The 26,005-nt window shown below is 69.6% G+C and carries 22 protein-coding genes; 15 read left to right on the top strand and 7 right to left on the bottom strand.

Going from position 1 to position 26,005, the window contains the following annotated elements; genetic code table 11:
* The first annotated feature begins 45 nt into the window (after nt 1-45).
* From IEY88_RS24190 to IEY88_RS24170, 5 genes are all read left to right on the top strand, one after another.
* Entirely contained in the window at nt 46-2,829 is a 2,784-nt protein-coding gene (locus IEY88_RS24190; protein WP_189157082.1) for an AIR synthase-related protein, read from the top strand.
* Nucleotides 2,826-3,494, top strand: a complete 669-nt coding sequence (locus IEY88_RS24185; protein ID WP_189157081.1) for a phosphoribosylformylglycinamidine synthase subunit PurQ — start codon at nt 2,826-2,828, stop codon at nt 3,492-3,494. Before IEY88_RS24190 ends, IEY88_RS24185 begins: the two co-directional genes overlap by 4 nt.
* 334 nt (nt 3,495-3,828) lie before the next feature.
* Nucleotides 3,829-4,914 carry a serine hydrolase domain-containing protein gene (locus IEY88_RS24180; protein ID WP_229693691.1) on the top strand — a complete coding sequence of 362 codons (1,086 nt, stop codon included), beginning with the start codon at nt 3,829-3,831 and terminating at the stop codon, nt 4,912-4,914.
* 209 nt (nt 4,915-5,123) lie between these two features.
* The gene (locus IEY88_RS24175; RefSeq protein WP_189157080.1) at nt 5,124-5,633 is read left to right on the top strand and encodes an ImmA/IrrE family metallo-endopeptidase; all 510 of its coding nucleotides are present in this window, start codon (nt 5,124-5,126) and stop codon (nt 5,631-5,633) included.
* Entirely contained in the window at nt 5,626-6,702 is a 1,077-nt protein-coding gene (locus tag IEY88_RS24170) for an MAB_1171c family putative transporter (protein WP_189157079.1), read from the top strand. Before IEY88_RS24175 ends, IEY88_RS24170 begins: the two co-directional genes overlap by 8 nt.
* Here the strand turns inward: IEY88_RS24170 and IEY88_RS24165 are convergent.
* Nucleotides 6,656-7,087 carry a helix-turn-helix domain-containing protein gene (locus IEY88_RS24165; RefSeq protein ID WP_189157078.1) on the bottom strand — a complete coding sequence of 144 codons (432 nt, stop codon included), beginning with the start codon at nt 7,085-7,087 and terminating at the stop codon, nt 6,656-6,658. The genes IEY88_RS24170 and IEY88_RS24165 overlap by 47 nt on opposite strands.
* A gap of 239 nt (nt 7,088-7,326) precedes the next feature.
* Here IEY88_RS24165 and IEY88_RS24160 point away from each other — a divergent pair, with 239 nt between their 5' ends.
* From IEY88_RS24160 to IEY88_RS24130, 7 genes are all read left to right on the top strand, one after another.
* On the top strand, nt 7,327-7,833 hold the full coding sequence (locus tag IEY88_RS24160; protein ID WP_189157077.1) for a hypothetical protein: 507 nt from the start codon (nt 7,327-7,329) through the stop codon (nt 7,831-7,833).
* 12 nt (nt 7,834-7,845) lie between these two features.
* Nucleotides 7,846-8,865, top strand: coding sequence for a hypothetical protein (locus IEY88_RS24155; protein ID WP_189157076.1), 1,020 nt, complete (start codon nt 7,846-7,848; stop codon nt 8,863-8,865).
* A 42-nt stretch (nt 8,866-8,907) separates the two neighbouring features.
* Nucleotides 8,908-9,897, top strand: coding sequence for a hypothetical protein (locus tag IEY88_RS24150; protein WP_189157075.1), 990 nt, complete (start codon nt 8,908-8,910; stop codon nt 9,895-9,897).
* A 741-nt stretch (nt 9,898-10,638) separates the two neighbouring features.
* Nucleotides 10,639-13,035: a sensor histidine kinase gene (locus IEY88_RS24145; protein WP_229693690.1), complete on the top strand. Its 2,397-nt coding sequence runs from the start codon at nt 10,639-10,641 to the stop codon at nt 13,033-13,035.
* Nucleotides 13,032-13,499: a roadblock/LC7 domain-containing protein gene (locus IEY88_RS24140; RefSeq protein ID WP_373294170.1), complete on the top strand. Its 468-nt coding sequence runs from the start codon at nt 13,032-13,034 to the stop codon at nt 13,497-13,499. The genes IEY88_RS24145 and IEY88_RS24140 overlap by 4 nt, the downstream gene beginning before the upstream one ends.
* The gene (locus tag IEY88_RS24135; protein ID WP_189157073.1) at nt 13,496-13,873 is read left to right on the top strand and encodes a DUF742 domain-containing protein; all 378 of its coding nucleotides are present in this window, start codon (nt 13,496-13,498) and stop codon (nt 13,871-13,873) included. Before IEY88_RS24140 ends, IEY88_RS24135 begins: the two co-directional genes overlap by 4 nt.
* Entirely contained in the window at nt 13,854-14,462 is a 609-nt protein-coding gene (locus IEY88_RS24130; protein ID WP_189157072.1) for a GTP-binding protein, read from the top strand. The genes IEY88_RS24135 and IEY88_RS24130 overlap by 20 nt, the downstream gene beginning before the upstream one ends.
* A gap of 54 nt (nt 14,463-14,516) precedes the next feature.
* On the opposite strand, the gene IEY88_RS24125 is transcribed toward IEY88_RS24130, so the two are convergent.
* The 5 genes from IEY88_RS24125 to IEY88_RS24105 all read right to left on the bottom strand — a co-directional run bounded on the left by IEY88_RS24125 (nt 14,517) and on the right by IEY88_RS24105 (nt 20,630).
* Nucleotides 14,517-15,878 (bottom strand): tryptophanase, encoded by a 1,362-nt coding sequence (locus IEY88_RS24125; protein WP_229693689.1) that lies wholly within the window; start codon nt 15,876-15,878, stop codon nt 14,517-14,519.
* 188 nt (nt 15,879-16,066) lie between these two features.
* Nucleotides 16,067-17,140: a tryptophan dimethylallyltransferase family protein gene (locus tag IEY88_RS24120; RefSeq protein ID WP_189157230.1), complete on the bottom strand. Its 1,074-nt coding sequence runs from the start codon at nt 17,138-17,140 to the stop codon at nt 16,067-16,069.
* Between the two features lie 399 nt (nt 17,141-17,539).
* Nucleotides 17,540-18,475, bottom strand: coding sequence for a lysyl oxidase family protein (locus IEY88_RS24115; protein WP_229693687.1), 936 nt, complete (start codon nt 18,473-18,475; stop codon nt 17,540-17,542).
* Nucleotides 18,472-19,806, bottom strand: coding sequence for an NAD(P)/FAD-dependent oxidoreductase (locus IEY88_RS24110; protein ID WP_189157070.1), 1,335 nt, complete (start codon nt 19,804-19,806; stop codon nt 18,472-18,474). The genes IEY88_RS24115 and IEY88_RS24110 overlap by 4 nt, the downstream gene beginning before the upstream one ends.
* On the bottom strand, nt 19,806-20,630 hold the full coding sequence (locus IEY88_RS24105; RefSeq protein ID WP_189157069.1) for a glycosyltransferase: 825 nt from the start codon (nt 20,628-20,630) through the stop codon (nt 19,806-19,808). The genes IEY88_RS24110 and IEY88_RS24105 overlap by 1 nt, the downstream gene beginning before the upstream one ends.
* Nucleotides 20,631-20,969: 339 nt before the next feature.
* On the opposite strand from IEY88_RS24105, the gene IEY88_RS24100 reads away from it, so the two are divergent.
* Nucleotides 20,970-22,313, top strand: coding sequence for a sugar transferase (locus IEY88_RS24100; protein ID WP_229693686.1), 1,344 nt, complete (start codon nt 20,970-20,972; stop codon nt 22,311-22,313).
* Nucleotides 22,314-22,402: 89 nt separating this feature from the next.
* Nucleotides 22,403-23,530 (top strand): putative glycoside hydrolase family 15 protein, encoded by a 1,128-nt coding sequence (locus tag IEY88_RS24095; RefSeq protein WP_189157067.1) that lies wholly within the window; start codon nt 22,403-22,405, stop codon nt 23,528-23,530.
* Here IEY88_RS24095 and IEY88_RS24090 read toward each other — a convergent pair.
* Nucleotides 23,511-24,608 (bottom strand): glycosyltransferase family 4 protein, encoded by a 1,098-nt coding sequence (locus tag IEY88_RS24090; RefSeq protein WP_189157066.1) that lies wholly within the window; start codon nt 24,606-24,608, stop codon nt 23,511-23,513. The two genes, IEY88_RS24095 and IEY88_RS24090, sit on opposite strands and share 20 nt — an antisense overlap.
* A 158-nt stretch (nt 24,609-24,766) precedes the next feature.
* On the opposite strand from IEY88_RS24090, the gene IEY88_RS24085 reads away from it, so the two are divergent.
* Nucleotides 24,767-25,996, top strand: a complete 1,230-nt coding sequence (locus tag IEY88_RS24085) for an RNA-guided endonuclease InsQ/TnpB family protein (protein ID WP_229693685.1) — start codon at nt 24,767-24,769, stop codon at nt 25,994-25,996.
* The last annotated feature ends 9 nt before the right edge of the window (nt 25,997-26,005 follow it).

Below are 26,005 nucleotides of genomic sequence, written 5' to 3'. Positions count from 1 at the left end.
CTGCCGGGGACAATTGCTCCCGACCGTTCAGCTCCAGGAGGATTGTTGATCCACAAGTTCTCGGTTCGCTCCGCGGGGGTAGCGGAGCCCGACATCCGTGAGCTCGGCCGATCGTGGGGGCTCGACGACCTCGAGGTGTGGCGCGACTACTACGTCGAGTTCGTGGACGCGCCCGACGCCGCCGCGCTGGCCGGGGTGGCCGCTGTGCTCGGTGACCAGCTCGACGTCGAGGTCTCCCTGGACCAGCCGCTTCCCGCGGGCGCCGTGCAGGTCGCCTACAAGCGGGGTGTGGTCGACAACGAGAGCGACTCCATCATCACGGTGTGCGGGCTGCTCGGGGTGAAGGCGCGCGCCGGCAAGGTCGCGACCGGCTACCGGTCGGCGTCGCCGCGGCTGCGCGACCTCATCCTCTCGACGCGGTTCAACGCGACGATCGAGGAGCTGCACGACGAGGAGCCGCGCTACGACACCCTCGTGCCGCAGGGGCACTACGACAAGGCCGCGCAGTTCGACCTGCGCGGGCTCGGTGACGACGAGCTCGCGGCGCTGGGCACGGCCGGTGGGCGGAACCTGACGCTCGCGCAGATGAAGCACGTGCAGCACGTGCAGATCACGTTGGGGGACGAGTTCGTCACCGACGTGCTGCTGGAGGCGCTGGACGCCCGGTGGAGCGACCACTGCGCGCACACCACGTGGAAGTCGCTGGGCGGCCTGCTCGGCCGGCTGGTCCAGGCGGCCAAGGACGTCGGCAACCCCAACGTGCTGAGCATGTTCCACGACAACGCCGGTGTCTGGGACTTCTACGACGGCCACGCGATCGCCATCAAGGCCGAGACGCACAACGGGCCGTCGGCGATCTCCGGCTACTTCGGACAGCTGACGAAGCTCGGCGGTGTGCTGCGGGACATCCTCGGGACCGGGCTGAGTGCCGACCCGATCGGCAGCTTCGAGTACACCGCGATCGGCGAGCCCGAGGCGCCTGCGCCCATCAAGGGCCGGCCGGACGCGCGCAGGCTCGCCGGCGAGACGATCCGGGCGATCAAGGAGTACGGCAACACCTTCGGCGTGCCGATGATGTCGTCGCGGATGACGTTCCACCCCGGCTACCGCGCCAAGCCGTTCGCGCTCGGTGGCAGCATCGGGCTGCTGCCGGTGGAGGCGGCGCAGCGGGGTACGCCGCGACCCGGTGACTTCGTGGTGCTGATCGGTGGCCTGACGGGCAACGAGGGCATCCACGGCGCGTCCGCCAGTTCCGCGGGCGCCACGATGGACACGACCGCGGTGCAGATCGGCGCGCCGCTGGAGCAGGTCAAGTTCCGCAAGGCGCTGATCGAACTGCGCGAAGAGGGCTGCATGAGCGCCCTCACCGACGTCGGCGGCGCGGGTCTGAACAGCGCTGTCGGCGAGATCGGCGAGGCGTGCGGTGTCTGGATCAACACCGCGCTGGTGCCGTTGAAGACCGCGGCGCTGCCGATGTGGCGGATCCTGCTGTCCGAGTCGCAGGAACGCATGCTGCTCGCCGTGCCGCCGGAGCACCAGGTGCGGGCGAAGAAGATCCTCGACCGCCACATGGTGCGTTCGACGGTCATCGGCCGGTTCGCGGACACGGGTCGTTACCACGTGTTCCACGCGCCGGACCTGACCGAGGAGGCGCTCATCGCCGCCGCGCCGGACGCCGCTCCGGTGCACCAGGGCGAGACGGGCTTCGACGTGGCGTACGACCTGCTCGACATCGAGGTCGAACGCCAGGAGGTCGGCCCGCCGCCGCGTCCGTCCGACGTGGTCGAGTGGCCGGAGCTCGCGCCCACGCAGCTCGCCGGGCTGCTGGAGGAGGTCGTCGCCGACGCGGAGGTGGCCTCGCAGCACTTCGCCGACTCGCAGTACGACTCCACGGTCCAGGGCAACACCTGGTACGGCCCGCACTACGGCACCGAGCACTCGGTCCGCACGGCCTACTGGGCCGGCACCCCGGTCGCCGGCTCTCCCGCCGCGGCGGTGCTCAACACCGCGTTCAACCCGTGGATGTTCGACGCCGACCCGGTAGCCGCGACCCGTCAGATGTTCGTCTCGGCGATCGCGGGCCAGGTGCTCGCGGGTGTCGCGGTCAAGGACATCTGCATGTGCGACAACTTCTACACCCCGCACCTCTCGCCGCACTGGCGCGAGTGGCTGGTCGGCATGGTCGACGAGCTCGCGGTGCTGGTGCGCCACTTCGGCGTGCCGCTGATCTCGGGCAAGGACTCGTCGGCCGGTTCCGTGCAGACCGACGAGGGCCTCGTCAGCGTGCCGCCCGCGGTGTTCCTGAGCGCGCTGGGCAAGGTGCCGCACACCGACGGCCTGCTGCGCGAGCAGTGGACCACGGCGGGCAACGTGCTCGTGCGCGTCGGCCTGGCCACGAGCTCCCCGGTCGGCACGGTCGCCGCGCGCAAGCTCGGCCTGCCGGTCGGCGCGCTCGACGACCTCGAACTGTCCGATGTGGACAGCTACCTGACCGCGCTCGCCGCGAGCAGGCACCTGCTGCGCAGCGGTGCCCGCATCGGCGCCGGTGGTGTCGCGGCCACGCTCGCCCAGGGCGTGCTCGCGAGCGGCATCGGCGTGAAGCTCGAGTCCGGGACCACCGAGTCGCTCTTCGCCGAGCACCGCGTCGGCGCCGTCGTCGAGGTCGCCCCCGAGGACGTGGCCGCCCTGCCCGCCGAGCTCGACCCGGTGGTCCTCGGCACGCTCGAAGGAACGCTGGAGGGCACCGGCATCGTGCTCGAAGGCGTCGACCTGTTCGCCCCGGCCGCGCGCGACGGCTGGCTCAACTCGTTCACGGCGAGGATCGCATGAAGCCGACCGTCAACGTCCTGTACCTGCCCGGCACCAACTGCCAGGAGGAGACCGTCCGAGCGTTCGCCGAGGTGGGTGCGCAGCCGCGGATGAGGTTCGCGGCCGACCTGCTCTCGGGCGCCGAACGGCTCGACGACGCCGACATCCTCTGCATCCCCGGAGGGTTCTCGTTCGGCGACCACCTCGGCGGTGGCGCGGTGGCGGCGGCGTTGCTGCGCAGCCACCTGGCGGACCAGTTCGAGGCGGCGCGCACGCGTCCGCTGATCGGCATCTGCAACGGCTTCCAGATCGCCGTGCGCGGAGGCTGCTTCGGCAAGGTGGGCCTGAAGGTCAACAGCGCCGGGACGTTCCACAACGAGGAGAACCAGCGGCACGTCGTCGACAGCGAGAACGACAGCCCGTGGCTCACCGGCCTGGGCGGTCAGACCCTCGCTTTCCCGTGCGCGCACGGGGAAGGCCGGTTCGACCCCGGCACCGAGACCGAGGGCTACCGCGTCGCGCTGCGGTACGAGAAGGACTCGAACCCGGACGGGTCGTTCGAGGACGTCGCGGGCATCACGAGCGCAGACGGACTGGCGTTCGGCCTGATGGACCACCCGGAGCGCGCGATGGACCGCGAGGTCCGGCTGGCGTTCTTCGAGAACGGCGTGCGCGCGGTTCGCTAGAGGCACGACGGCGTGGGCAGGCGTCCAGAAAACGTCCTGCCCACGTCCAGAACCGAGTTCCACAGTTCTCCCGTCCACCGAAGAGAGTGCTGGGAGCGGCCGGGAGGCGGCACCACGAGGTGGCGCTGGAACTGGCGGCGGGGATCGAGTACCGGCGTGAGGTGGAGCGCGCACGGCGGGCGCTCCGCTCCGGTCGACCCTGACACGCGACGTGGCAGGGCTCTCGTACGCTCTGAAGGCCGGCAGGTCGTGAGTCCTGCTGGTGCTGGCCCCACCGCGAGTGCGGGGGCCGGCGCCATGGTCTCCGCATGATCACCACGGCAGGTTGGTGATCATGAAATCACTCCTGATCGCGGCGGCCGTCGCCCTGGCCCCCATGCCCCCGTTGCAGCCGGAACTGTTGCAGGCGGCCATCTCCGACCTGCGGAACCCGGCCGCCACGTCGGCACAGCTGCGCGTGTCGGGCGAGGCCGGCGAGTGGTACGGCACGGCCGGTGTAGCGAATCGGAGGACCGGATGCGCGATCGCGCCGGACGACCGGTTCCGGATCGGCAGCGTCACCAAGGTCTTCGTGGCCACGGTGGCCCTGCAACTGGTGGCCGAGGGGAGGCTGGACCTCGAAACGCCGGTGCGCCACCACCTTCCGGCGCTTCCCGGGAAGCTCAAGGACGTCAAGGTCGGCCAGTTGCTCGACCACACCAGCGGGATCCCGTTCGAGGTCGGCTTCCCGGACCTGAGCACGCCGGAGAAGGTCCTCGAGCACCGCTACGACCGGTACGCCCCGGACGAGCGGCTGAGGATGATCCCCGACGAGGAACCGAAGTTCACCCCCGGCACGCGCCAGGAGTACCGCGGCATCAACTACGTGCTCGCCGCGATGGTCGTCGAGAAGGTCACCGGTCGCGGTTACGGCAGGGAGGTCGAGCAGCGGATCACGCGGCCGCTCCACCTCACCAGGACGTACGTGCCGGGGCGCGACGAGACCGCGATCCGCGGGGCGCACGTGCACGGGTACCTGGACGTGCCGGGCAGGGGACTGGTCGACGTCAGCGACTTCAACACCTCGAAGTCGTACGGCGAGGGCGACATGATCTCCACGACCGGTGACCTCACCCGGTTCGCCGAGGGGCTCTTCGGTGGTGAGCTGCTGCCGCCGCACCTGCTGGAGAAGATGTTCACGGTGCCGGACGTGTCCATGGTGGACGGCCGGGACGCCGCGTACAGCACCGGGTTGCAGACCTTCACCGTCAACGGGATCACGGTCTGGGGCAAGACGGGGGAGCAGTACGGGTACAACGCGGGCCTGTTCTCGACGCGGGACCAGCAGCGCCGGATCGCGTACTCGTTCACGCCGACGGCGCGCGACTCCGCACAGCAGCTGATGACGCTGCGCATCGCGAACGCCGTCACCGCCCCCTGAGCCGGCCTGCCTTGGCGCCGTGCCGCGCCGTCTCGCGGTAGCTCGTCGCCGGCTCGATGCCGGGCTCGTCGGCCGCTCGATGCCGAGCTCGTCGCCAGCTCGACGCCGAGCTCGTCACCCCCCTCGACGTCCTCGACGGCGGACGGGCGCGGGGCAGGGCGGTCCTCACGCCCTGACTCCACTTCGGAGCGACGCACTAGGATCGCACCGTGGACCTGGCGCGAGTGCGGAAGCGCTGCGAGGAAGAGATCCAGCGACTGCGCATCGGCACCCCGCTCGACGTCGCGGCGCTGTGCGAACGGCTGGCGGAGCAGCGCGGCAGGCCCCTCCACCTGCTCGCGCTGACCTCGCGCACCTCCAACCCGTCCGGGCTGTGGGTGGCCGCGAAGAAGGCGGACTACATCTTCTACGACGAGTCCGTGGGCGAGGCGCACCGCGCGCACATCGTCCTGCACGAGATCGGGCACATGGTGTTCGAGCACGCGGGGGTCGCCGAGCTCGACGACCTCACCGCGCGCCTGCTCGCGCCGAACCTCGACCCGAAGGTCGTCCGGCAGCTGCTGTGCCGCGACAGCTACGGCAACGAGCACGAGCAGGAGGCGGAGCTGTTCGCCACGCTCGTGCTGATGCGGGCGGGCTTCGAGGTCGTGGGCACCGTCACGCCGGACGTCGAGGAAGACCCCGCGCTGGCCAGGCTGCGCGAGGTGCTCAGTGCTTAGGGCGTTCCACATCCTCGTCGTGCTGTTGCTGTGGGCCAGCACCGCCTACCGGGTCGTGGTGCTGGTGCGGCGGCCGTCGAGGACCTTCGGCAACGCGGCCCTCTGCCTCGCGCTGTTCTTCCTCGCGCTGGGGTTCACGGTCGGGCTGCCGCCGCTCTACCAGCGGATTCCGTGGCTGGCGGAGGGCGCGAGTCTGGTCCGGCTGGTCCAGCACGGGGTCATCGTGGTCAGCCTGTTCTGGCTGCACGTGTTCGTGGCGCACTCCGGGGGCAGGTCGGTGCGCGGGACCGTGGTGCGGGCCCTGACGGCGTGTGCCGCCCTCGTCTCGATGATCGTGCTGTTCCTGCTGGCGGACCCTGGTGACAACGCGGAGGACTTCGTCGGTGCGTACGCCAACGCGCCGTTCGTCACCGAGTACCTGCTCGTGTACCTCGGCTACATGGCGTACGTGCTGGTGGACGTCTTCCGGCTGACCCGGCAGTTCGCGGGCAGTGCGGCGGAGGGCCCGATGAGGCTCGCCCTGCGCCTGTGGTCGATCGCCAGCCTCGTCGGGTTCGTGTACGCGGCGCACAAGGCCGCCTACGCCCTGGCCGCGCGCCTGGACCTGCCGCCGCCGTGGCAGGAGGGGCCGGTGTCCACGTCGACGGGCGGCATCGTCCTGGTGCTGTTCCTCGTGGGCCTGACCGCGTACCGGTGGGGTCCGCAGATCGAGCAGTACCGCACGTACCGCGTGCTGCGGCCGCTGTGGCGGGCGTGCTACGACGTCATGCCCGGCGTCGCGCTCATGCCGCCGGACGTCCGGGTGCCGATCGACCTGCGCCTGTACCGGTGCGTCATCGAGATCCTGGACGGACGGCTCGCGCTGCGCGCCTACTGGGACACCCGGATCGCGGACCAGCGGGGCGAGGCGGCCGCGCTGGCGGCGGCACTGGAGGCGAAGGCCAGGGACGAACCCGTCGAGGCCGGTCCGGTGAGCCTGCCCGCGCTCGACGTCGCCGGGCTGACCGCCCTCGCGCGCGAGTTCAGGACTCTTTCGGCGGCAGGCCCTCCAGCTCGCGCACGCGGTTGATGATCTCGGTGATCGTGTCGAGGCTCTTGTCCGAGAGCCCGGACGCCCGCATCGCCACCTCGCGGACGCCGGTGTCCTTCAGTGCGGTGACCAGCGCGATCTCGCTCTCGACCTGCTCGCGCACGGTGTCGTCGAAGAAGTAGGCGGCCGGCACCCCGAAGAACGTGGCGAGCGCGGTGAGGTGCTTGAGGGTCGGGTTGTCCCGCTGCCCGGTGCGCAGGTACCAGAGGTAGGACGCGGAGATCGTCACGCCCTGGTCGCGGGTGATCGCCTCGGCGACGTCCTCGTTGCTGTACTCGCGCTGCTCGGACGCCCTGATGAAGCGGAACAGGTGGTCGAGCCGCGCGGCCAGGGTGTGGCTCTCGGGTCTTTCGCGTTCGGTCATCCCACCCACCTCGCGTTTTGACTGGCGTGAATCCGAAAAGTGTGACATTCACACCGGTTGACGGTCCGGGGTGGACCGGGTTTAACTTACCTCGCTTCAACTGTGGTGAACCGGTGCGGCACGCCCTCCACATCAGTCAAGAGCGAGGCGGGGCCACGCCACTGGGGGTGGTGTGGCCCCGCCTGAGGACGGGTCGTTCGGGCTGTAACGTCCTGCCGCGCCTCGCGGATGAACGGGCCATGGGTTTGGTGACGGTCCAGGGCGACAGCGTCCGGTTCAGCGAGACGGTGTCCCGTGTCGCCCAGACGTTGCGCCCGCTCGGGCCCCTCGGGCAGTACATCGCCGAGTCGTACGCGCTCACCACCGAGATGCGGCGGGTCGAGTCGGAGTCCTCGGAGCGCAAGGAGATCGTCCTGGCGCTGCTCGACCGGCGCCGCCAGGAGTCCTCCGCCACGTTGCGCCACGCGCGCAAGCACCTCGGCGGCGTGGAGAAGAACGCCGTGGCGATGCGCGAGTGCCTGCTCGAAATGCAGCGCAAAGCGGTGAAACCGGGACTGGCACTGGAAGAACGCCAGATGTACATCGACCTCACCGAGCGTCTCACCACCCTGCTCGTCCAGCAGCACAAGGAACTCGGCGACGACGTCACGGCGGTCGTCGACAAGGTCCTCAACGGCGGGGGTGCGAGGGACGTCGCGTCCGCGGCGGGAGTCGAGCGGCGGCGCGGCCAGGGCCGGCGGAGGTAGGGGTACCGCATCGTGGCGAAGAACGACAGGAGCGCACTCGGGTGCGGCGTCCTGCTGATCACCCCGGTCGTCCTGTGGCTGCTGGTCCGGTACCTGCTGTCGGCCGCCGCCGTGGCGCACATCGTGGTCGGCGACCGGCCGGACCAGGCGCACCGGCTGACCGACAACCTCTGGGGCACGGCCGTTTCCGTGCCGCTGGCCATGCTGCTGGTCCGGTGCGTGCTGCACCGCGACGGACGGTTGCGCCGCCACACGACCTGGCCGCGGCGCTGGCTCGGGATCCTGCTGCGGGCCGTGGTGCTGCTCTGCGCCGTGAACCTCGTCGCCTACCAGGCGCTCACGCTCGACGGGCCGCTCGGCCGCCCGTCCGAGGTCATCACCGGCTACGTCTGGCCGGCGATCTGGAAGTCGGCGCTGACCGCGGTCGTCGTGCTGGTCGTGATGAGGTTGTGGGACAGGCATTCCTGGCGACTGCCGACGCGGGGCAACCTGCGCCGGGCGGTCCGGGAGGCCGACACCGTCATAGCCGAGGTCAGGGCCGCGAACCAGCGGGTGGCGCAGCAGACGGAACACGTGCGCACGCGCCTGCGGATGATGCGGGAGGCCGGGCCGCGCGGTCTCGCGCACGCGCCCAGGGGCTCGGGGCTCGAGTTCCCGGCCCTGTGCGGAGACCACCGCGAGTCCTACCAGTGCGCCGACCTCGAGTACGGCAGGTACGAGTCCGCGCAGACGTCCCTGCACAGGGTGGAGCACCTGGCCCGCCGAACGCGGAAGGCCTCGTCGTGGCTGAGGCGCGAAGGCGTCCAGGCCGAGATGCGGGCACTGGCCGCGCACCTGGAAGGGCAGCGGGACGTGCTGAAGGTGGACGTCGACCAGGGGTTGAACGCGGTCCGCGGTCTGAACATCGGCACCGCCGACCTCAAGTACGAGATCCGGGACACCTGCGGCCCGCAGGGGCAGCAGTGGTATGCCGAACTGGAAGCGCGCATCGACAAGGCACGGGCGGCACGCGGCGAGAGCCCGCTGCACTGAAACCCCCCACACCTAGGAGAGTGCTGTGACGTCGTCGGACGGATGGCGCCGGTGAGCCGGCGCGGTGGTGGTGGCGGCTGCGCGATCGCGTTCTTCGCCCTGTTCCTCGCCATGCCGGCGGCGATCGTCCTGGCGGCACCGGCGGTCGCGGCGCGCATCGTCCTCGACGGCGTGCCCGAACACGCGGTCCACCTACACGAGTGGCTCTGGGGCTCGCTCGCGGCCGTGCCGCTGGCGATGTCGCTGACCAGGTTCGCGTTGCACCGCAACGGCCGCCTGCGCCGCTCACCGCCGTTGAGACGCTGGTCCGGCCTGTTGGTGCACGGCCTGGTGCTGCTGACCGCCGTGAACACCTACGTGTTCCTGGGGAAGAGGCCGTCACTGCCCGGCGAGCCCGTCGTCGACGACAGCACCTCGCTCTTCGGCAGCGCGGCGACCGCCGCGGTGCTCGTCCTGGTCGTGATGAGGCTCTGGGACCGCCGCGCCCGCCGGGTCACGGTCGAGGAGGTCCGCACCGCCGCGGCGGAGGCGGACCGCGCGCTCGAGCGCGTCCGTGCCGAGAACGCCAGGGTGCGCCGCCAGGCCGAGCGGGTGCGGGCACGGCTCGTGAAGCTGCGGGCGAGGAACACGGCAGACGGCGAGGTGAAGTTCCACGCCCTGCGCCTGTTCCACCGCGAGTCCTACCAGTGCGCCGACACCGCACACCTCAACTACGAGTCCACACAGGCCTCGCTGCACACCATGTCGTTCCTGGCCCGCCGGGCACGGGCCGCACCGAGCCGGCTGATGGTGAGCGGTCAGGCCCGGGCCGGGATGCGGGCCGCCGCGGCGCACCTGGAGAGGTCGCGGGGCGAGTTGCGGGCCCAGGTCGACCACGGTCTGGAGCAGGTCCGCACGCTCAACGCCAACACCTACGAGCTCAAGCACGAGATCCGGGACAGCTGCGGCACGGAAGGCCGGCAGTGGTTCGCGGATCTGGAAGCACGCGTCGAACAGGCGCGGGCGGAACGCGGCGAGCGGTCCTATCACTGACGTGCTCGTTCACCGCGGGCAGAAGGAACGCGCAATTCCGACGGAACGGGAGCCGTGCGGACAGAAAACAGACAAAAAACGTGCAGATGCTTTGCGCGCTGATGGATTCGGCCTGGTTGTCCGGGCCGAGCGGCCTCAGATCGTCCGCGTGACTGTGGCGGAGGCCACTGCCGCGGCGTTAGCGGGTGCCGGTGTGGAGGCCGGTGCGCGTGTCTTGGGTTCGTCGCGCGGTGTTCATGGGCCGGGCCTGAGCTCGTCGCGGCGATGACCAGCGGAATTAACGCGTTCTTGACGACGAGGGCAGGCCGCCTTGATCGTCATGCGAATAGCGGAATAAGTGCCGGTGACGGATAGCGACGATTGGTCGCGCTCCGCGCCCGGTTAGCAGACGCCGTGCGCCCGTGCCGAGTTCATGCTGAATAGCCACTGCGTTTCCACAGTTCCGTTGCCAAAAGCCCAGCTAGGCATCCTTTCGCCCGCTCGGTCAGCCTGACCCGCCCTGGCCTGCGAGAGCATGTTCATCCATGACAACGAGAGACACCGGACCGAGGTTCGGGGGTGTTGCGTTGCGCATCCGACTGAGTACTCTGCTCTCACCCCCTCAAGATCATCGCTGTTGGTCATGTTGATCATGTGGTGTTATCTTTCCGTCGCCAATTCGGGTGGTCGTGGAGCGTTGTGAAGCTGAAGAACGTGCCTGAGACGAATTACAAGACAATTCGTTCTCGGCTCACTGGTGTCGTGGTGGTTCCCAGCGTCGTCCTTCTGGCCATGTGGGCGCTGTTCTCGTCCTACACGGTGTTCGAAGGGCTCTACCTCCAGCTGGTCGCCTCCGGCGTGCGGGACGCGTCGATCCCCGCCGTCCAGTCCTTCGCGTCGCTGCAGAAGGAACGCGAGCTCAGCATGACGAGCCTGAGCCGCCCCGGCGTCAACGCGTCGGCGTTGGTCAAGCAGCAGCAGGACACCGACAAGGACGTCGAGAAGATGAAGGCGGCGTTCGCGGAGCTCGCCTCCCAGGCGCCGCAGGAGATCGTCGACGGCATCAACAAGCTCAACGGGCTGCTGGAGCAGCTGCCCGACCAGCGCGAGCGCCTGGAGGCGGGCAACTCGTCCAAGGACGAGGTCTACCGCTACTACAACAGCGTGCTCGACGCCGGTGGATCGCTCTTCGGCACGCAGGCCCGCGTCGTGCCCGACGCCGAGACCGTCCAGGGCGCGATCGGCGCGGTGCAGTACTTCCAGGCCTCCGACGCGGCCTCGCGGTCCAGCTCGATCGCCGCCGGCGCCATCGCGGCCGGCCGGTTCACGCCCGAGGAGCACCGCGAGTTCGTGCAACTCGTCGGCGCGTACCACTTCACGCTGAACGTCATCGAGCCCACCGCCCTGCAGAACGTGCGCGACCACTACAAGCAGCTCACCGGCAGCGCGCCGTACCAGCAGCTGGTCGGCCTCGAGAACCGCCTGCTGCAGAACGCGGAACGGCCCATCGGGCAGCAGGTCTCGCTGACCGACTGGGAGAACACCAGCCGCGCCGTGTCGGCCGAGCTCACCACGCTGGTGCAGGAGCAGTCCACCGGCGCCGTGAACACCGCCATGGCGAACGGCAAGGAGAAGTTCACCACCGTCCTCATCGGCAGCCTGATCGCCCTGATCGCGGTCATCGCCGGCATCTTCGTCGCGGTGCGCGTGTCGAACCGCCTCGTCAACAAGGCGTTGATCGTCCGCCTGATCAGCCTGAAGAGCGACTCGCTCAAGCTCGCGCACGAGCGGCTGCCGAGCATCGTGGAGCGGCTGCGCGACGGCAAGCACGTCGACGTCGCCGCCGAGGTCCCCGCGCTCGACTACGGCAACGACGAGATCGGCCAGGTGGCCGACGCGTTCAACGCCGCGCAGTACACCGCCGTCGCCGCGGCCGTGAAGGAGTCGCAGACCCGTGAGGGCGTGAACCGGGTCTTCCTCGACATCGCGCGCCGCAACCAGGGCCTGGTGCACCGCCAGCTCAAGATCCTCGACAAGCTGGAGCGCGAGGAGGAGAACCCCGACCACCTCGACGCGTTCTTCCAGCTCGACCACCTCGCCACCCGCGCGCGCCGCAACGCCGAGAACCTGATCATCCTCACCGGTGAGCAGCCGGGCAGGCAGTGGCGCAAGCCCGTGCGCATGCTCGACGTCGTGCGCGCCGCCGTCGCGGAGACCGAGCAGTACGCCCGCGTGAAGGTGCACCCGGTGCCCGAGGTCGCGCTGGTCGGCGCCGCCGTCGCCGACACCATCCACCTGATCGCCGAGCTCGTCGACAACGCGACGTCGTTCTCGTCGCCGCGCTCGCAGGTCGAGATCCACAGCAGCGAGGTGCCGCAGGGTCTCGTGATCGAGATCGAGGACCACGGCCTCGGCATCAAGCCGGAGGACCGCGAGCAGCACAACAAGATGCTCGAGGCGCCGCCCGACTTCGAGGCGATGCGGCTGCGCGGCGAGTCCCGCCTGGGCCTGTTCGTCGTCGCCCGGCTGGCCGCGCGCCGCCACATCCACGTCGAGCTGCGCGACTGCCCGTCCGGCGGCACCATCGCGCTGGTCCTGGTCCCGTCCGAGCTGATCGTCGGCGAGGCGGGCGCGGCCGACCCCGCGGACTCCGTGCAGATGCCGAAGCCGACGTTCCGCCAGCAGACGCTGCAGCAGGCCTCGCGCTCCCCGGAGGCCCTGGGGGCCGCCGTCCCGATGCAGGGCGAGCTGACGCACGACTCCCTGCCGCCCGAGAGGCCCACCGAGACCTTCCAGCTGGACGAGTTCTGGGCCGGGAGGGCAGTGGGAAACGGCCGGAGCCCGGACCCGGAAAGGGATCTGGACAGCAACAGCGGGCAGCTCGAGCTGCCCCGGGACGACCGCCAGGGCGGCGCGTGGCCGACCGACGACCCGGCGGAAGGTGAGGCGACGACGCGTCAGAACGGACGGCCGGAGCTGCCGCGCCGGAGGCGGCAGCAGCACCTCGTACCCCAGCTGGCCAACGACGAACTCCGGCCGATGCCCGAACTCGGGGAGTTCAACCCCGAGGAACGGGCGGAACGCACCCGCGACGGCATGTCCGCCTTCCAGCGGGGCACGCGTGACGCCCGCCAGGCCGACGACGTCGTGGAACCGTGATCACGAATACTGAAAGGGCTATTTCCGTGGACGACCTGACCGGCGGGCACCCCGAGCTCAACTGGCTGCTGGAGGACCTCGTCGCGAGAGTGGTCGGTGCCCGGCACGCGGTGGTGCTCTCCGCGGACGGCCTGCTGCTCGCCCACTCTCCCGAGCTGTCCAAGGACGACTCCGACCACCTGTCGGCGATGGCGTCCGCGTTCCAGAGCCTCGCTCGCGGCACCGGACGGCACTTCGGCGGTGGACAGGTCCGCCAGACCATCGTCGAGATGGAGCGCGCGCACCTGTTCGTCACCGCGGCGGGGCAGGGCGCCTGTCTCGCGGTGGTGGGCGACGAGGACGCCGACATGGGCATGATCGCGTACGAGATGAACATGCTCGTGAAGCGCGTCGGCGCGTACCTGTCGTCCGCGCCGCGAACACTGGCGTCACCGAGGATGCCCAACCCCCTCGGACTGTCATGAGCAACTCCTCGGACTGGTGGTACGACGAGGCGGCGGGCCCCATGGTCCGCCCCTACGCGATGGTGAGCGGCCGCACCAGGCCCAAGCCCGCCGGTGAGGACCTGACGCTGACGACCCAGGTCCGTGCGCTGCGCACGACGACGGACCAGGCCGCGCTGTCGGTCGAGCACCTGGAGATCATCAAGCTCTGCCGGAAACCGCTTTCCGTCGCGGAGGTCGCCGCCTACCTGCACGCGCCGCTCGTCGTGGTGAAGGTGCTCCTGAGCGACCTCATCCAGCGCGGTGACGTCATCACCAGCGGCCCGGCCACCACGGTGGCCCCGGTCGACATGAACCTACTCCAGAAGGTGCTCGATGGTGTCCGTGCAATCTGACCGCCCGGGTTCCGGGCAGGGCAAGGAAGAGCTCCTCGTCCCCTCGTCCGTCAAGATCGTCGTCGCCGGTGGGTTCGGCGTCGGCAAGACGACGATGGTCGGCGCGGTCAGCGAGATCACCCCGTTGCGGACCGAGGAACTGCTCACCGAGGCCGGTGAGGAGATCGACGACCTCTACGGCGTCGAGGGCAAGACCACCACCACGGTCGCCCTGGACTTCGGCCGCATCACGATCAACCCCGAGCTGGTCCTCTACCTGTTCGGCACACCGGGCCAGGACCGCTTCTGGTTCCTGTGGGACGAGCTGGCGATCGGCTCGATCGGCGCCGTCGTCCTGGTCGACACCCGCAGGCTCGACGCGGGTTTCGGCGCGATCGACTTCTTCGAGCGCCGGGGCATCCCGTTCGTCGTGGCCGTGAACTGCTTCCAGGGCAGCCACTCCTACACGGCGGAGGAGATGCGCGTGGCACTCGACGTCTCCGAGTCCGTGCCGCTGCTGCTGTGCGACGCGCGCGACCGCGAGTCGTGCAAGAAGGTGCTCGTCAGCGTCATCGAGCACGCAATGAACCGGCTCGACGTGATGGCCTGAGACCCTCTGGCTAAGGAAGCCCTTGGCGTTGTCCGCCAAGGGCTTCCCGCGTTCTCAGGGCTGGACCTGCTCCAGGCGGCAGCGGAACGGCCGCAGCATCGCCGGCGCCTCCGTGAGCCGGTAGCCGGGCACCCGCTCGGGGTTCTTGGCGATCCCCGCGAGCGTCTCGGCCACGTACTCCAGGTGGCTGCGCGTGTAGACGCGCCGCGGGATCGCGAGCCGCACCAGCTCGAACGGCGCCGGCGTGAGCAGCTCACCGGACTCGTCGATCTCGCCGAGGTAGAGCGAACCCAGTTCGGCACAACGGATCCCGCCCGCGAGGTACAGCTCCGACGCGAGGGCGTGACCGGTGAACCGGCTCGACGGGATGTGCGGCAGCAGCCTGCCCGCGTTGAGGTACACCGCGTGCACACCGGCCGGGCGGACGCTGTCGACACCGGCCTGCCGCGCGCACTCGGCCAGGTACGCGGTCGACTCGGCGCGCTCGCGCAGGTACAGCGGGTCGGTGACCTCGATCAGGCCCTGCGCGCACATGTCGAGGTCTCGCCCGGAAAGTCCGCCGTAGGTGCGGAAGCCCTCGGTGGCGATCAGCAGGAGCTCGCACCGCTTGGCCAGCTCGGTGTCCCGCAGCGCGAGCATCCCTCCGATGTGGACGATGCCGTCCTTCTTCAGGCTCACCACGCACCCGTCGGCCATGCCGAACGCGAGCTTCGCGACCTCGCGCGGACTGTGCCCGCGGTACTTCTCCTCCCGCTGCGTCACGAGCCACGCGTTCTCGGCGAACCGCGCCGCGTCGAGGAAGAACGGCACCCCGCGCTTGCGGCACAACTTCTTCACGGCCTCGAGGTTCGCCATCGAGACCGGCTGCCCGCCGCCGCCGTTGTTGGTGATCGTCATGAGCACCAGGCCGACGTCCTCCGGCCCGTCCAGCACGGCCTCGAGCGCGACGAGGTCGATGTCGCCCTTGAAGTCCGCGTCGCTGTCGAGGTCGGCGGCGGCCGCGCACGGCAGGTCCCGCACCACGCCGCCCGCCAGTTCGACGTTCGCGCGCGTGGTGTCGAAGTGGGTGTTGCCGACCGAGAGCTGCCCCGGCTTCAGCAGCGCGCCGAACAGGATGCGTTCGGCCGCGCGGCCCTGGTGCACGGGGAAGATGTGCTCGTACCCGGTGAGCTCCTCGGCCACCTCGCGGAACCGGAACCAGGACCGGGCCCCGGCGTAGGTCTCGTCGCCGCGCATGCCCGCGGCCTGCTGCTCCGCGGACAGCGCGCCGGTGCCGGAGTCGCTCAGCAGGTCGATCGTGACGTCTTCCGCCGTGAGGTTGAACTGGTTGTAGCCAGCCTCGGCGTAGCGGCGTTCCCGGTAGTCGCGGGTGGTGATGGGGATGGGTTCGACGACCTTGATGCGGTAGGGCTCCACGGCGGTGGCCTTCCTGGTGCTGCGGTTGAACGCGATGTGGCTAGGCCCTGTCCTGCAAGTCTCGTCGGGCGACAGCGGCGGCCCAGGGCCCGGAGACGGCGCCGCCGCCCGGTATGAGGTCATTGCGGCGGCGCCGTCTCCGGGACTCTCGCCCTCGTCTGTCACCTGACGAACTTGCAGGACAGCGCCTAGACGAGCAGTGCCTTGCTGCGCGGCGGCGTGACGTCGTACGCCTCCGAGGACAGGTAGACCGACACCCCGGGCTTCGGGTTGCCGAGCCGGAGCGACACGTGGGCGATCAGTCCCACCCCGTCGCTCAGGGGCCGTCGCACGAGGCTGGCGAGCGCCATCACGAACGGTGACGTGTCGAGCCCGCACCTGGCCATGATCGCCAGCACGCGCTCGCAGGCCTCCAGGTCGTCCTCGACGTAGTCGCGCAGCGGCATGTAGAGGGAGTAGCCGCTCGGCCGGTCCGTGTCGCCCGCCATGAACGTGTAGCTCGACATCATCGGGCGGCGGGTGAACGGGCCGGTGCCGCCGCAGGCGAGTGCGCAGACGTCCGCCAGGAGATCCGGGTCGACGTCGGGCGCCGCCGCCGCGGCGTGCACCACGTCCGCGACCATCGCGTCGTCGTGCGACACGTACGTCTTCACGCGCGCACGGTTCTCGTCCATGAGGTCGAGGGCGAAGAAGGAGAACTTGTCCAGCCCCTCGCGCCGCAGGCCGTGCTCGGTGATGGCGGGGAGCGCGCTGCTCAGGCCGAGCCGGGACAACGCCTCGGTGACGAGGCCCGTGCCGTGCTCGGGACCGCGCACCTCGGGGTTGAGGTAGACCTTGATCGCGGGCGTCCCCGAGGGCTGGACGATCAACGCGTACCAGAACGCGAACGCGCCCTGCGGGTCGTCCGGCAGGAACAGGTCGCGCACCAGGTCGAACTTGTCCCGCCGCAGCCGGTACTGCCCCGCCAGCCGTTCGAGCACCGCGAGCGAGGTGGCGAGGTTCGCCCTGCTGCCGGGCTGCTCGGCGAGCGACTCGACGATCATCCGCACCGCGGGTCGTTCGTTTTGGGCCAAAGCCACCGAGAATTCGACCGGGGTGTGGTCGTCGGCGACGAAAGAGGGCCAATGGGGAGTGGCGGAGAGAGGTAACCGGGAACCCGGCCCCAATGCCTCACCCAGCAGTTTTGTCGCGGTATTGGCGGCGTCCGCTAAACCGACCGCGCGCAGGAGGTTGTGTAGTTGTCCAATGGCGAAATCGTGCATGGAGAGGGCGGACGCGCTCAAGACGGGGCCACTCCTGATCGGACGGGGAATCAGTTCGGGTTGCAATCCTGACGGGGTGGAATCGCAACGTGAATTCTCTCAATAAGCCACATGTCCAGGTCAAGGGCCAAGGGGGTTGCGTGCAACACTCTGCGCTGTGATGAAGATTGCACCACTCAGGCTATTGACTTGACTGTTTGCACCTGGCGTCTCGTGCAATTGCGTTTGCGTGGACGGGTGTGCTATGCGTGCCGACTATTGGTGTCGCAGAGTAAGGTTTGTGTGATTAGTGGCCGTCGTGGTAATGCGCCCGAATCGTGACCGTTTGTCCCGGTACAAAAAGAAAACGGGGGTGTTCGCCGTGGCGAACACCCCCGTTCGGGGCTTGCGGAAATCTGCTCAGCCGCCCGACTTCGCGCAGCGCTCTTTGCCGGGACAACTGCGGATCATGCGCACCGACGGGGCCTCGTCGATCGTGCTCGGCGGGTTCACCGCGTCGTCGGGCCACTGCACGGAGATCGCGATCGACGCCGCGTTGTTGTCGTAGTTCTTCTCCAGCAACGCCCGGTCGGAGTTCACGACGTTCACGACGTCGTACACACCGGACTTCACGTGGGTGAGGTCGAGCCACTGGAAGTCGACCTCGTGCTTGTAGTCGTCGCCGGAGCCGACCGAGATGCCGAACAGGACGTCCAGAGCGGACGGGTTGTGGTGCTCGCACATGTGGCCGTCCAGGCGCTTCGCGAGCTGACCCGCCGGGGTCGCGGGATCCGTCGGCCGGTTCGGGAGGTCGTCGGAGACCTCGTAGCGGTCGCCGATGCAGAAACCGTTCTTGCGGTCCGTCACGACCACGCTGCCGTCGGGTTTGCGCAGCTGGAAGTACTCGAAGTTGAGAAGGTGCCAGTGCGTGTGCGTGGGCGCGGGCTCGTAGTACGCGCTCGCCGTGGTCTCGCGACGGGCCTCGTTGTACGACCCGGCGATCGAACCGTCCACACCGGACTGAATGGCCTGACGGACGTTCATCGTCGGCGTGGCGGTGCTGTCGCGGTGCGCGTGCAGCAGCAACGGGCCGTCGCCCACGTTGTCGATCGAGGTGGTGAACCGCAGGCGCACGGCCTGGGCGGAACCACCGCGGTTCATGCACTTGCCGCGCGGGGCCGAGGCGTCCTCGACGAGGCACACGTCCCAGGCGCGGCACCGCAGCGGGGAGCCGTCGTACCCGCCGGGGCAGCCGATCGGTGCCTGGCGGAGGTCCGGCAGCAGCGGTGCGGGGTCGGCCTGGACGTGCTGCGAGGAGACGAGGTTGACAGCGGTGATCGTGAGTGCAGCGATCACCGCGCCGATTCTGCTGAGCATGCGGTGTTCTCCTGGGTCGTGGACCTCCTGGCGTCGCGCAGGAGGGAGGCCGTCACCGAGCCGGAGAGCTCGACGCTCGAGTTCCAGCTGGTGACGTTCGGGTAGACGTGGGCCGTGGTGGCGAGCAGCAGCCGCGTGCCGGCGACCTCGACGGCGGGCCGCTTCGTGAGGTATCCCAGCGGGTACACCGGTTCGACGAACGGCGCCTTGAACACGTGCACCTCGTCGACGTCGTCCGGCGTGAGTCCCTTGTGGATGCTCAGCAGCTGTTCGGTCCAGCGGCGGGCGATGCTGTCGGAGTCCTCGCGGTACAGCGCGGACTCGCGGTCGGTGTAGTGCATGACGTACACCAGGTGCCGGTCGCCGTAGCGCTCCGAGCCGGTCAGCGGAGTCATCTCGATCACGCCGTCGAAGTCCGTGCCCGAACGCAGCACCGGTGCCCAGTAGTGCCCGGACAACGGCTTGCGCAGGAAGAACAACGTGTTGACGACACCCTGGTACGGCAGCTGGACGTCGGGCAGCAACGGGGCGAGCCCGGGGTCCGCGATGGCCCGCAACGCGGGCAGCGGGAGCGTGGAGACCGCGTGGTCCGCCTCGATCGTCTCGCCGCCGGCCAGCGTGACGACCACCCGGTCCTCGTCGGCCTGCAGCCGCTCGGCCGGAGCCGAGACGCGGACCTCGCCGCCGTGCGCCTCGGTGGACGCCCTCAGCGCGTCGATCACGCTCTTGTAGCCACCGGCGGGGTAGCCGCGCACGGCCTCGTTGCTCTCGCGGCCCAGGCGCTGCCACACGTACAGCGCGGGCACGTCGCCGAACGCGGCGCCGAACTTCGCACCGAACATCGGGGCGAGCAGCATCTCCCAGATCCTGTCGCCGTACAGGCCGCGCAGCCAGTCCTCGGTGCGCATGCCGTCGAGGTCCTTGCCCTTGCCCAACCGGCGCAGCAGCAACGAGACCACGCCGAAGCGGATCCGGTTCGCGAAGCTCAGCGGCCGGAACCGCAGCAGGTCGAGCGCCGAGTTGAACGAGCGGTGCTCGCGCTCGACGACCATGCCCATCGAGGTGGGGCTCCAGCCGACGCTCTCGCGCAGGCCCACCTCGTCGAGCAACGCCAGCAGCGCGTCGTCGGTCGGCATCACGCAGTGGTAGAAGCGTTCCACCGTGCGGCCCCGCGAGGTGAAGAACGTGCCGAGGCCACCGAGCTGGTCGCTGGCCTCGATGAGCGTCACGGCCATGCCCTCACGGGCGAGGCGGTGCGCGGTGGCGAGGCCGCAGATGCCCCCGCCGATGACGACGACGCGCTGGGGCATCAGAGCTTCCGGAACGGCACGGGCGCGAGGCGGTCACGCGTGAGCAGGAGCAGGTACTGCTTGAGCGTGCGGCCGAGCCGGAGCTTGCTGGCGCCGGGCTTGCGGTCGTAGCGCAGGTGCAGCGGGATCTCGCTGACGATCGGCCCGCAGTGCCGCAGCTTGAGCAGGAGCTCGACCATGCAGGCGAACCCGCGTTCCTCGACCAGGCGCTCGCCCCAGTGCGCGGCGGCCCGGCGCAGCAGGCTCACCCGGTAGGCCCGGAAGCCGCTGGTGAAGTCGCGCACCCCGTCGAAGTGCAGCACCTTGCCGAACACGACGCGGGCGCCGCGCGACAGCAACCGGCGCCACTGCGGCGCGGTCGAGTCGTCGCCGCCCGCGACGAAACGGGAGCAGATCACGACGTCCGCGCCGGCCTTGACCTCGGCCAGCATCGCGGGGAAGACGCCGGGGTCGTGCGTGTCGTCGGCGTCCATGACGATCAGCACGTCGTCGGGCTCCGCCTCGTCGAGCACGGCCGTCAGTCCTGATTGGACGGCCTGGCCGAGCCCGAGGTTGACCGGGTGGGTCACCAGGCGGACGTCGAGACCGCGCACGCCCGTCGCGCTGGCACCGGTGCCGTCGGACGAGCCGTCGTCGACCACCCACACCGTGATCCGGTCGGCGAGGTCGGTGCCGGCGATGCGCGCCAGCAGGGACGGCAGCGCCACGGCCTCGTTGTAGGCGGGCAGGACGACGTGGACATCGCCGCACGTGCGGATCGGCTTCTGCACGATCGCGACCGGCTCACCGGCTGAATGCCGGATGCCGTGTTCGTCGACTCTCACTCTGACGCCCCCTCTTCGGTGGCTCGTGGTTGATGGCGTGAATTATTGACACGGCGTGCTAAAGCTTGGAGTGCGGCCCTGGGTGAGTTCAGGGCAGGAACAACGTCGAATCCTCACCAACTGCGGTCACGCGGGACACTGAAGAGGGAATATTGATACCCGAAGAGATGATTTCTCAGAGTTCATTCACTCTTTCGTGCGCTTCTTCGACCACAACTCCTTCGATCGGATGATCTTCCAATGAGGCCATTCTCGGCGGTTGCCGTTCCCGCTGCCCCTGCGCACGCGCGCGAGGCTGATCACAGACGCCCGTCGCAGCGCCCGCTCAAGCCGTCCTCGGTGGGCAGGGACCTGCTCAGCCGGGTGAACGCGGTCGCGGTCCTGCTCGCCTTCGCCGACGCCGTGGCGCTCGTCGTGGTGTGCGTGCGGCACGGTCTCGGCTGGGGCTGGGGCAGCGCGGTCCTGGGCGCGGTGCTCACGATCAGGGGAGCCTGGCGGCTCTACCGGCGGCGGCTCTGGCTGTCGTGGCTGCAGGACCTGCCCCGGTCCGCGGCGAGCACGGCCCTGGCCTTCGCCCTGCTGTCCGGCATCGGCCTGGTCAGCGGGTCCGACGCGGCCGGTCTCACCGCCGTGCAGTGGGCGATGATCGAGTTCGCGCTGGCCATCGAGCCGGTGCGGTGGTGCGTGTTCGCGTTCGGCCGCTGGTGCCGCCGCAGGTTCGACCGCTGCGACCGCACGATCGTCGTCGGCGCGGGCGAGGTCGGCGTGAACCTCGCGCGGACCATGCTGGAGCACCCCCAGTTCGGCCTGCGGCCCGTCGCGTTCGCCGACTCCGGCCCCGACCCGGACCGCGAGCCCCCGATGCTCGACGTCGTCGACGGCGACCTGGCCGACGCGATCGTGCGGCTCAAGGCGGGCACCGTCGTGCTCGCGTTCTCGCACACCCGCGACTCACCGCTGGTCGACGCGGCGATCACCGCGCACCGGCTCGGCTGCTCCACGCTCGTCGTGCCCCGCATGTACGAGCTGCACCCCGACGGCCCCGGCATCGAACGGCTGCGCAGCTACCCCCTGATGCGCCTCGGCACCGCCCCGACCAGCAGGCCGACCTGGTGGATCAAGCGCGCGGCCGACCTGCTGCTGGCGGCGTCCGCCCTGGTCGTGCTCTCGCCGGTGATCGGGCTGTGCGCCCTCGCCGTGCTGGTCGAGAGCGGCCGGCCGCTGTTCTTCCGGCAGGTCCGCGTCGGCATGGACGACCGCACGTTCACGCTCTACAAGATCCGCAGCGTGCGGCAGTCCGGCGAGGACGACTCGCAGGTCAAGTGGTCGGTGGTGGGCGACTCCCGGGTCGGCCCGGTCGGCCGGTTCCTGCGCCGCACCTCGCTCGACGAACTGCCCCAGCTGTGGAACGTGCTGCGCGGCGACATGTGCGTCGTCGGGCCACGACCGGAGCGTCCCGGTTTCGTTCGCGAGTTTTCCGCTATTCACGAGCTATATTGGGCTCGCCATCGCGTGCCGACCGGACTCACTGGACTTGCCCAGGTGCACGGTCTGCGAGGTGACACCTCCATCGCCGACAGGTCTCGATACGACAACTACTACATCGCGAATTGGTCGTTGTGGCTCGACCTGAGGATTCTACTGATGACAGCGGGTGAGTTGTGTTGTCGGAGAAATCGCTGATAAGTCGATTCATCGCTGTCGCCTGCGTACTTCTTTCGAGTGCGTGTGCGGTCAGCGCCGCCGAGTCGGACCCGATCATCACGGGGCCGATGCCGAAGGCCCTCGCGCCCTGCGCGTGGTGGTACGGCATCGGCGACTCGCCCTCGTCGTGGGAGATCAGGGCCGCCGCCAAGCACTACGACGTCGTCGTGCTCAACGCGTGGGAGACGGCGGCCATGCGCAAGCTCCACGAGCTGAACCCCAAGGTCAAAGTGCTGGTGTACAAGGACTTCTCCAGCACCCGCAGCTACTACGGCGCGGTCGAGGGTGATCGGGACGCCCGGTACCTGCCCACAGGGGTCGGGTACGTCGCGGCGGAGAAGAAGCAGCCGGCGTGGTTCGCGACCAACACGCTCGGCAAGCGCATCGAGTGGGACGGCTACCCGAAGCACTGGCAGATGACGGTGTGGGACCCGGCCTACCAGAAGGCGTGGGCGGACGCGGTCGTCGGCGAGGTGCTGCGCGAGGGCTGGGACGGCGTGCTGGCGGACAACGACTTCAGCTCGCTCAAGTACTACTCGTCCGGCGTGCTCGCGGGGACCGCGGACGCCGCCGGGACGGACCGGCTGCTGCGCGACGGCCTCGACGGCATGCTCCAGCTCACCGGTGACGCCCTGGAGAAGGCCGGGAAGATGCTGATCCCCAACGTCTCCGAGTCGCAGCTCACCCCTGGCCGCTGGTCGGCGCACTCCCGGTACGCGGGCGCGATGGAGGAGAACTTCGGCCTGCGGGGCGACGACGGCACCGGTGAGCTGATCACGTTCCAGGGCAACCAGTTCAAGGAGCAGCGCGCCCAGGCCGCGCTCGGCGAGTCCTGGCTGTTGCTGATCACGCACACGAAGACGGAGAAGGAGGAACGCGTCGGGTACGCCTCGGCCGCGCTCCTCGCGAGCCCCCACACGTGCTGGACCAGGGCTCAGCCCGACTACAAGAACCCGTACTGGTCGCTGTACCAGGACGCGCGGCTCGGCGAGGCCGTCGAGACGGCCAACCGCCTGCCCAGTGGCGTGTGGCACCGCCGCTACTCGGGAGGCTGGGTGGCCGTGAACCCGACGAAGACGTCCGTGCTGCTGACGCCTCCGCCGGGCCTCGTGACGCTCAGGGGCGAGGCGGCTCCCACCAAGCTCGACCTGCCGGCGGCCGACGCGGTGGTGCTGGTCAACGGCCCGCGGCGGTGAGCTTGCGGTAGAGGTCGAGGTGCCTGCGGGCGCAGACCTCCGGCGTGAACCGCTCCCGTGCCCGCGCGGCGAGCCGGTCGCCGGTGCTCGCGGGATCGGGGTCGGCGAACAGCGCTGCCAGCCGTGCCGCGAGCGCGGGCACGTCCCCGGGCTTCGGGCAGTCGTCGCCGGGGATGCCCAGCATGTCCGCGACACCGCCGGTGTCCGTGGCGATCACGGGTTTGCCCGCGGCCATGGCCTCCGCGACCACGAGCGGCTGCTGCTCCATTGTGGACGGCAGCACCAGGGCGTCGTGCTCCAGCAGCAGTTCGGGGACGTCGCTGCGGAAGCCCAGGAACTCCACCCTGTTCGTGAGGCCCCTGCGCGTGACCCTGCCCTCCGCCTGAAGCCTTTGCGGACCGTCGCCGACGACCGTCAGCGTGGCGTCCTCCGGCATCGCGGTCTCCAGCGCGTCCAGCAGGTTCAACAAACCTTTGCGCTCCACCAGGAGACCCACGAAGATGATCTTGCGGACCGGCTCGGCGGGCGGGCTCGCGGCGCCGACCTCGACGCAGTTGTCGATGTGCGTCATGCGGTGCGGGGGCACGTAGAGCCGTTCGCGCAGGAACCGGCCCATCTCCCTGGCGGGGACGACGGTCCGGTGCACGACCCGCGCGACGGCGGCGTCGGCGGCCAGCACCGCCCTGGTGTAGGCCGGGGGAGGGGTGGCGCCGCGGACGTTGCGGAACCACGGCTCGGCCACCTCGTCGGGCACGCCGTGGTAGGTGTGCACGATCTTGGTGCCGGTGGTCGCGAGGCCAGCGCTGACCAGTCCGGAGCGGCGGTCCTGGGCGTGCACCACGTCCGGGTGCCACGCCTTGATCGCGGCGCGCGCCTGGCGTGCGGCGGCCACGTCCCCCTTGCGCATCACCAGGGTCTCCTCGAAGAACGGGTCGATCAGCTCGGCGCCACGCCTCGGTCGCGGGCCGAACACGCGCACCTCGGCGTCACCCGACTTGGCCAGCGCGGCGGCCAGGCGCACCGTCACGTCCACCGGGCCACCGCTGTCCTGGGTGAGCAGGTAGGCGATCCGTGTCATCAGGCCTCCTTCGTAGATGATCCCGGTCTTCAGGCCGGGGAGGAAATGAGCTCCTGCGGAGCAGGGGCATGGTGCGGTGATCAGCGGTCAAGGTTGACTCGCCGTGTTCCTGTATCACTCGCCGCAGGCTCACAATTACCTGGAGTAACATGTGAGGCATGGCGGAGTCTGTGGTGAAGCGGGCGTTCAAATACCGCTTCTATCCGACTTCCGCGCAGGAGCAGGAGCTGCTGCGCACGTTCGGCTGTGTTCGGCTGGTGTACAACCGGGCGCTGGAGGTTCGGACTGAGGCGTGGTCCCAGCGGCGGGAACGGGTCGGCTACGTCCAGACGTCGGCACTGCTGACGGGGTGGACGAAGTCTGGCGAGTACGCGTTCCTCACCGAGGTGTCGAGCGTGCCTCTGCAGCAGTGCCTGCGGCATCTGCAGGGTGCTTTCGCTTCGTTCTGGGAGAAGCGGGCGAAGTACCCCAGGTTCAAGTCCCGCAAGCGCGGCAAGGCCTCGGCGGAGTACACGCGGTCGGCGTTCCGGTGGCGTGATGGGCAGTTGACCCTGGCGAAGATGACTGAGCCGCTGGACATTCGCTGGTCGCGTCCGCTGCCCGAGGGCGCGGAGCCGTCCACGGTGACGGTCTCGCGTGACCCGGCCGGCCGCTGGCACGTCTCGATCCTGGTGGAGACCACCGTCGAGCACCTGCCGCCATCCACCACGGCGGTCGGTGTCGACGCGGGCATCACGACACTGCTGACCCTGTCGACCGGCGAGAAGATCACCAACCCGAAGCACGGCGACCGAGACCGGGCACGGCTCGCGAAAGCCCAGAAAGCGTTGGCGCGCAAGCAGAAAGGCAGTAGGAACCGGATCAAGGCCCGGTTGTGGGTCGCTCGGGTCCACGCCCGCGTCGCCGATCGCCGCCGTGATCACCTGCACAAGGTCAGCACCCGACTCGTTCGTGAGAACCAAACGATCGTGATCGAGGACCTCGCCGTGCGGAACATGGTGAAGAACGCCAGGCTGGCCCGCGCGATCAGCGATGCGAGCTGGGCCGAGCTGCGGGCGATGCTGGACTACAAGGCCCGGTGGTACGGCCGTCGGCTCGTGGCGATCGACCGTTGGTTTCCCAGCAGCAAGACCTGCTCGGCCCGCGGGCACCTGCTCGACCGGCTGCCGTTGACCATCCGGACCTGGACCTGCCGCTGCGGTACCGTCCACGACCGCGACATCAACGCGGCCCGCACCATCCTGGCCGCGGGGCTCGCGGTCACAGCCTGCGGAGACGGTGTCAGACCAACCCGGCACCAGTCGGCGAGGCAACTGTCGAAACCCCCTTCCGAGGGGAAGAAACAGGAACTGTCGGGCGCGAGCCCGATGGGGAATCCCCCTCCCTAGGAGGGGGAG

The sequence above is a fragment of the Lentzea pudingi genome, assembly GCF_014646255.1.
Classification (GTDB): domain Bacteria; phylum Actinomycetota; class Actinomycetes; order Mycobacteriales; family Pseudonocardiaceae; genus Lentzea; species Lentzea pudingi.
This window is presented reverse-complemented; position numbering and strand designations above follow the sequence as displayed.

Excerpts from the sequence above, each read along its gene's own strand:
- IEY88_RS24185 (WP_189157081.1), top strand. The coding sequence starts at position 2,826 with ATGAAGCCGACCGTCAACGTCCTGTACCTGCCCGGCACCAACTGCCAG.
- IEY88_RS24180 (WP_229693691.1), top strand. The coding sequence starts at position 3,829 with ATGAAATCACTCCTGATCGCGGCGGCCGTCGCCCTGGCCCCCATGCCC.
- IEY88_RS24165 (WP_189157078.1), bottom strand. The coding sequence starts at position 7,087 with ATGACCGAACGCGAAAGACCCGAGAGCCACACCCTGGCCGCGCGGCTC.
- IEY88_RS24160 (WP_189157077.1), top strand. The coding sequence starts at position 7,327 with ATGGGTTTGGTGACGGTCCAGGGCGACAGCGTCCGGTTCAGCGAGACG.
- IEY88_RS24150 (WP_189157075.1), top strand. The coding sequence starts at position 8,908 with ATGGCGCCGGTGAGCCGGCGCGGTGGTGGTGGCGGCTGCGCGATCGCG.
- IEY88_RS24135 (WP_189157073.1), top strand. The coding sequence starts at position 13,496 with ATGAGCAACTCCTCGGACTGGTGGTACGACGAGGCGGCGGGCCCCATG.
- IEY88_RS24130 (WP_189157072.1), top strand. The coding sequence starts at position 13,854 with ATGGTGTCCGTGCAATCTGACCGCCCGGGTTCCGGGCAGGGCAAGGAA.
- IEY88_RS24120 (WP_189157230.1), bottom strand. The coding sequence starts at position 17,140 with ATGCACGATTTCGCCATTGGACAACTACACAACCTCCTGCGCGCGGTC.
- IEY88_RS24110 (WP_189157070.1), bottom strand. The coding sequence starts at position 19,806 with ATGCCCCAGCGCGTCGTCGTCATCGGCGGGGGCATCTGCGGCCTCGCC.
- IEY88_RS24095 (WP_189157067.1), top strand. The coding sequence starts at position 22,403 with ATGCCGAAGGCCCTCGCGCCCTGCGCGTGGTGGTACGGCATCGGCGAC.
- IEY88_RS24090 (WP_189157066.1), bottom strand. The coding sequence starts at position 24,608 with ATGACACGGATCGCCTACCTGCTCACCCAGGACAGCGGTGGCCCGGTG.
- IEY88_RS24085 (WP_229693685.1), top strand. The coding sequence starts at position 24,767 with ATGGCGGAGTCTGTGGTGAAGCGGGCGTTCAAATACCGCTTCTATCCG.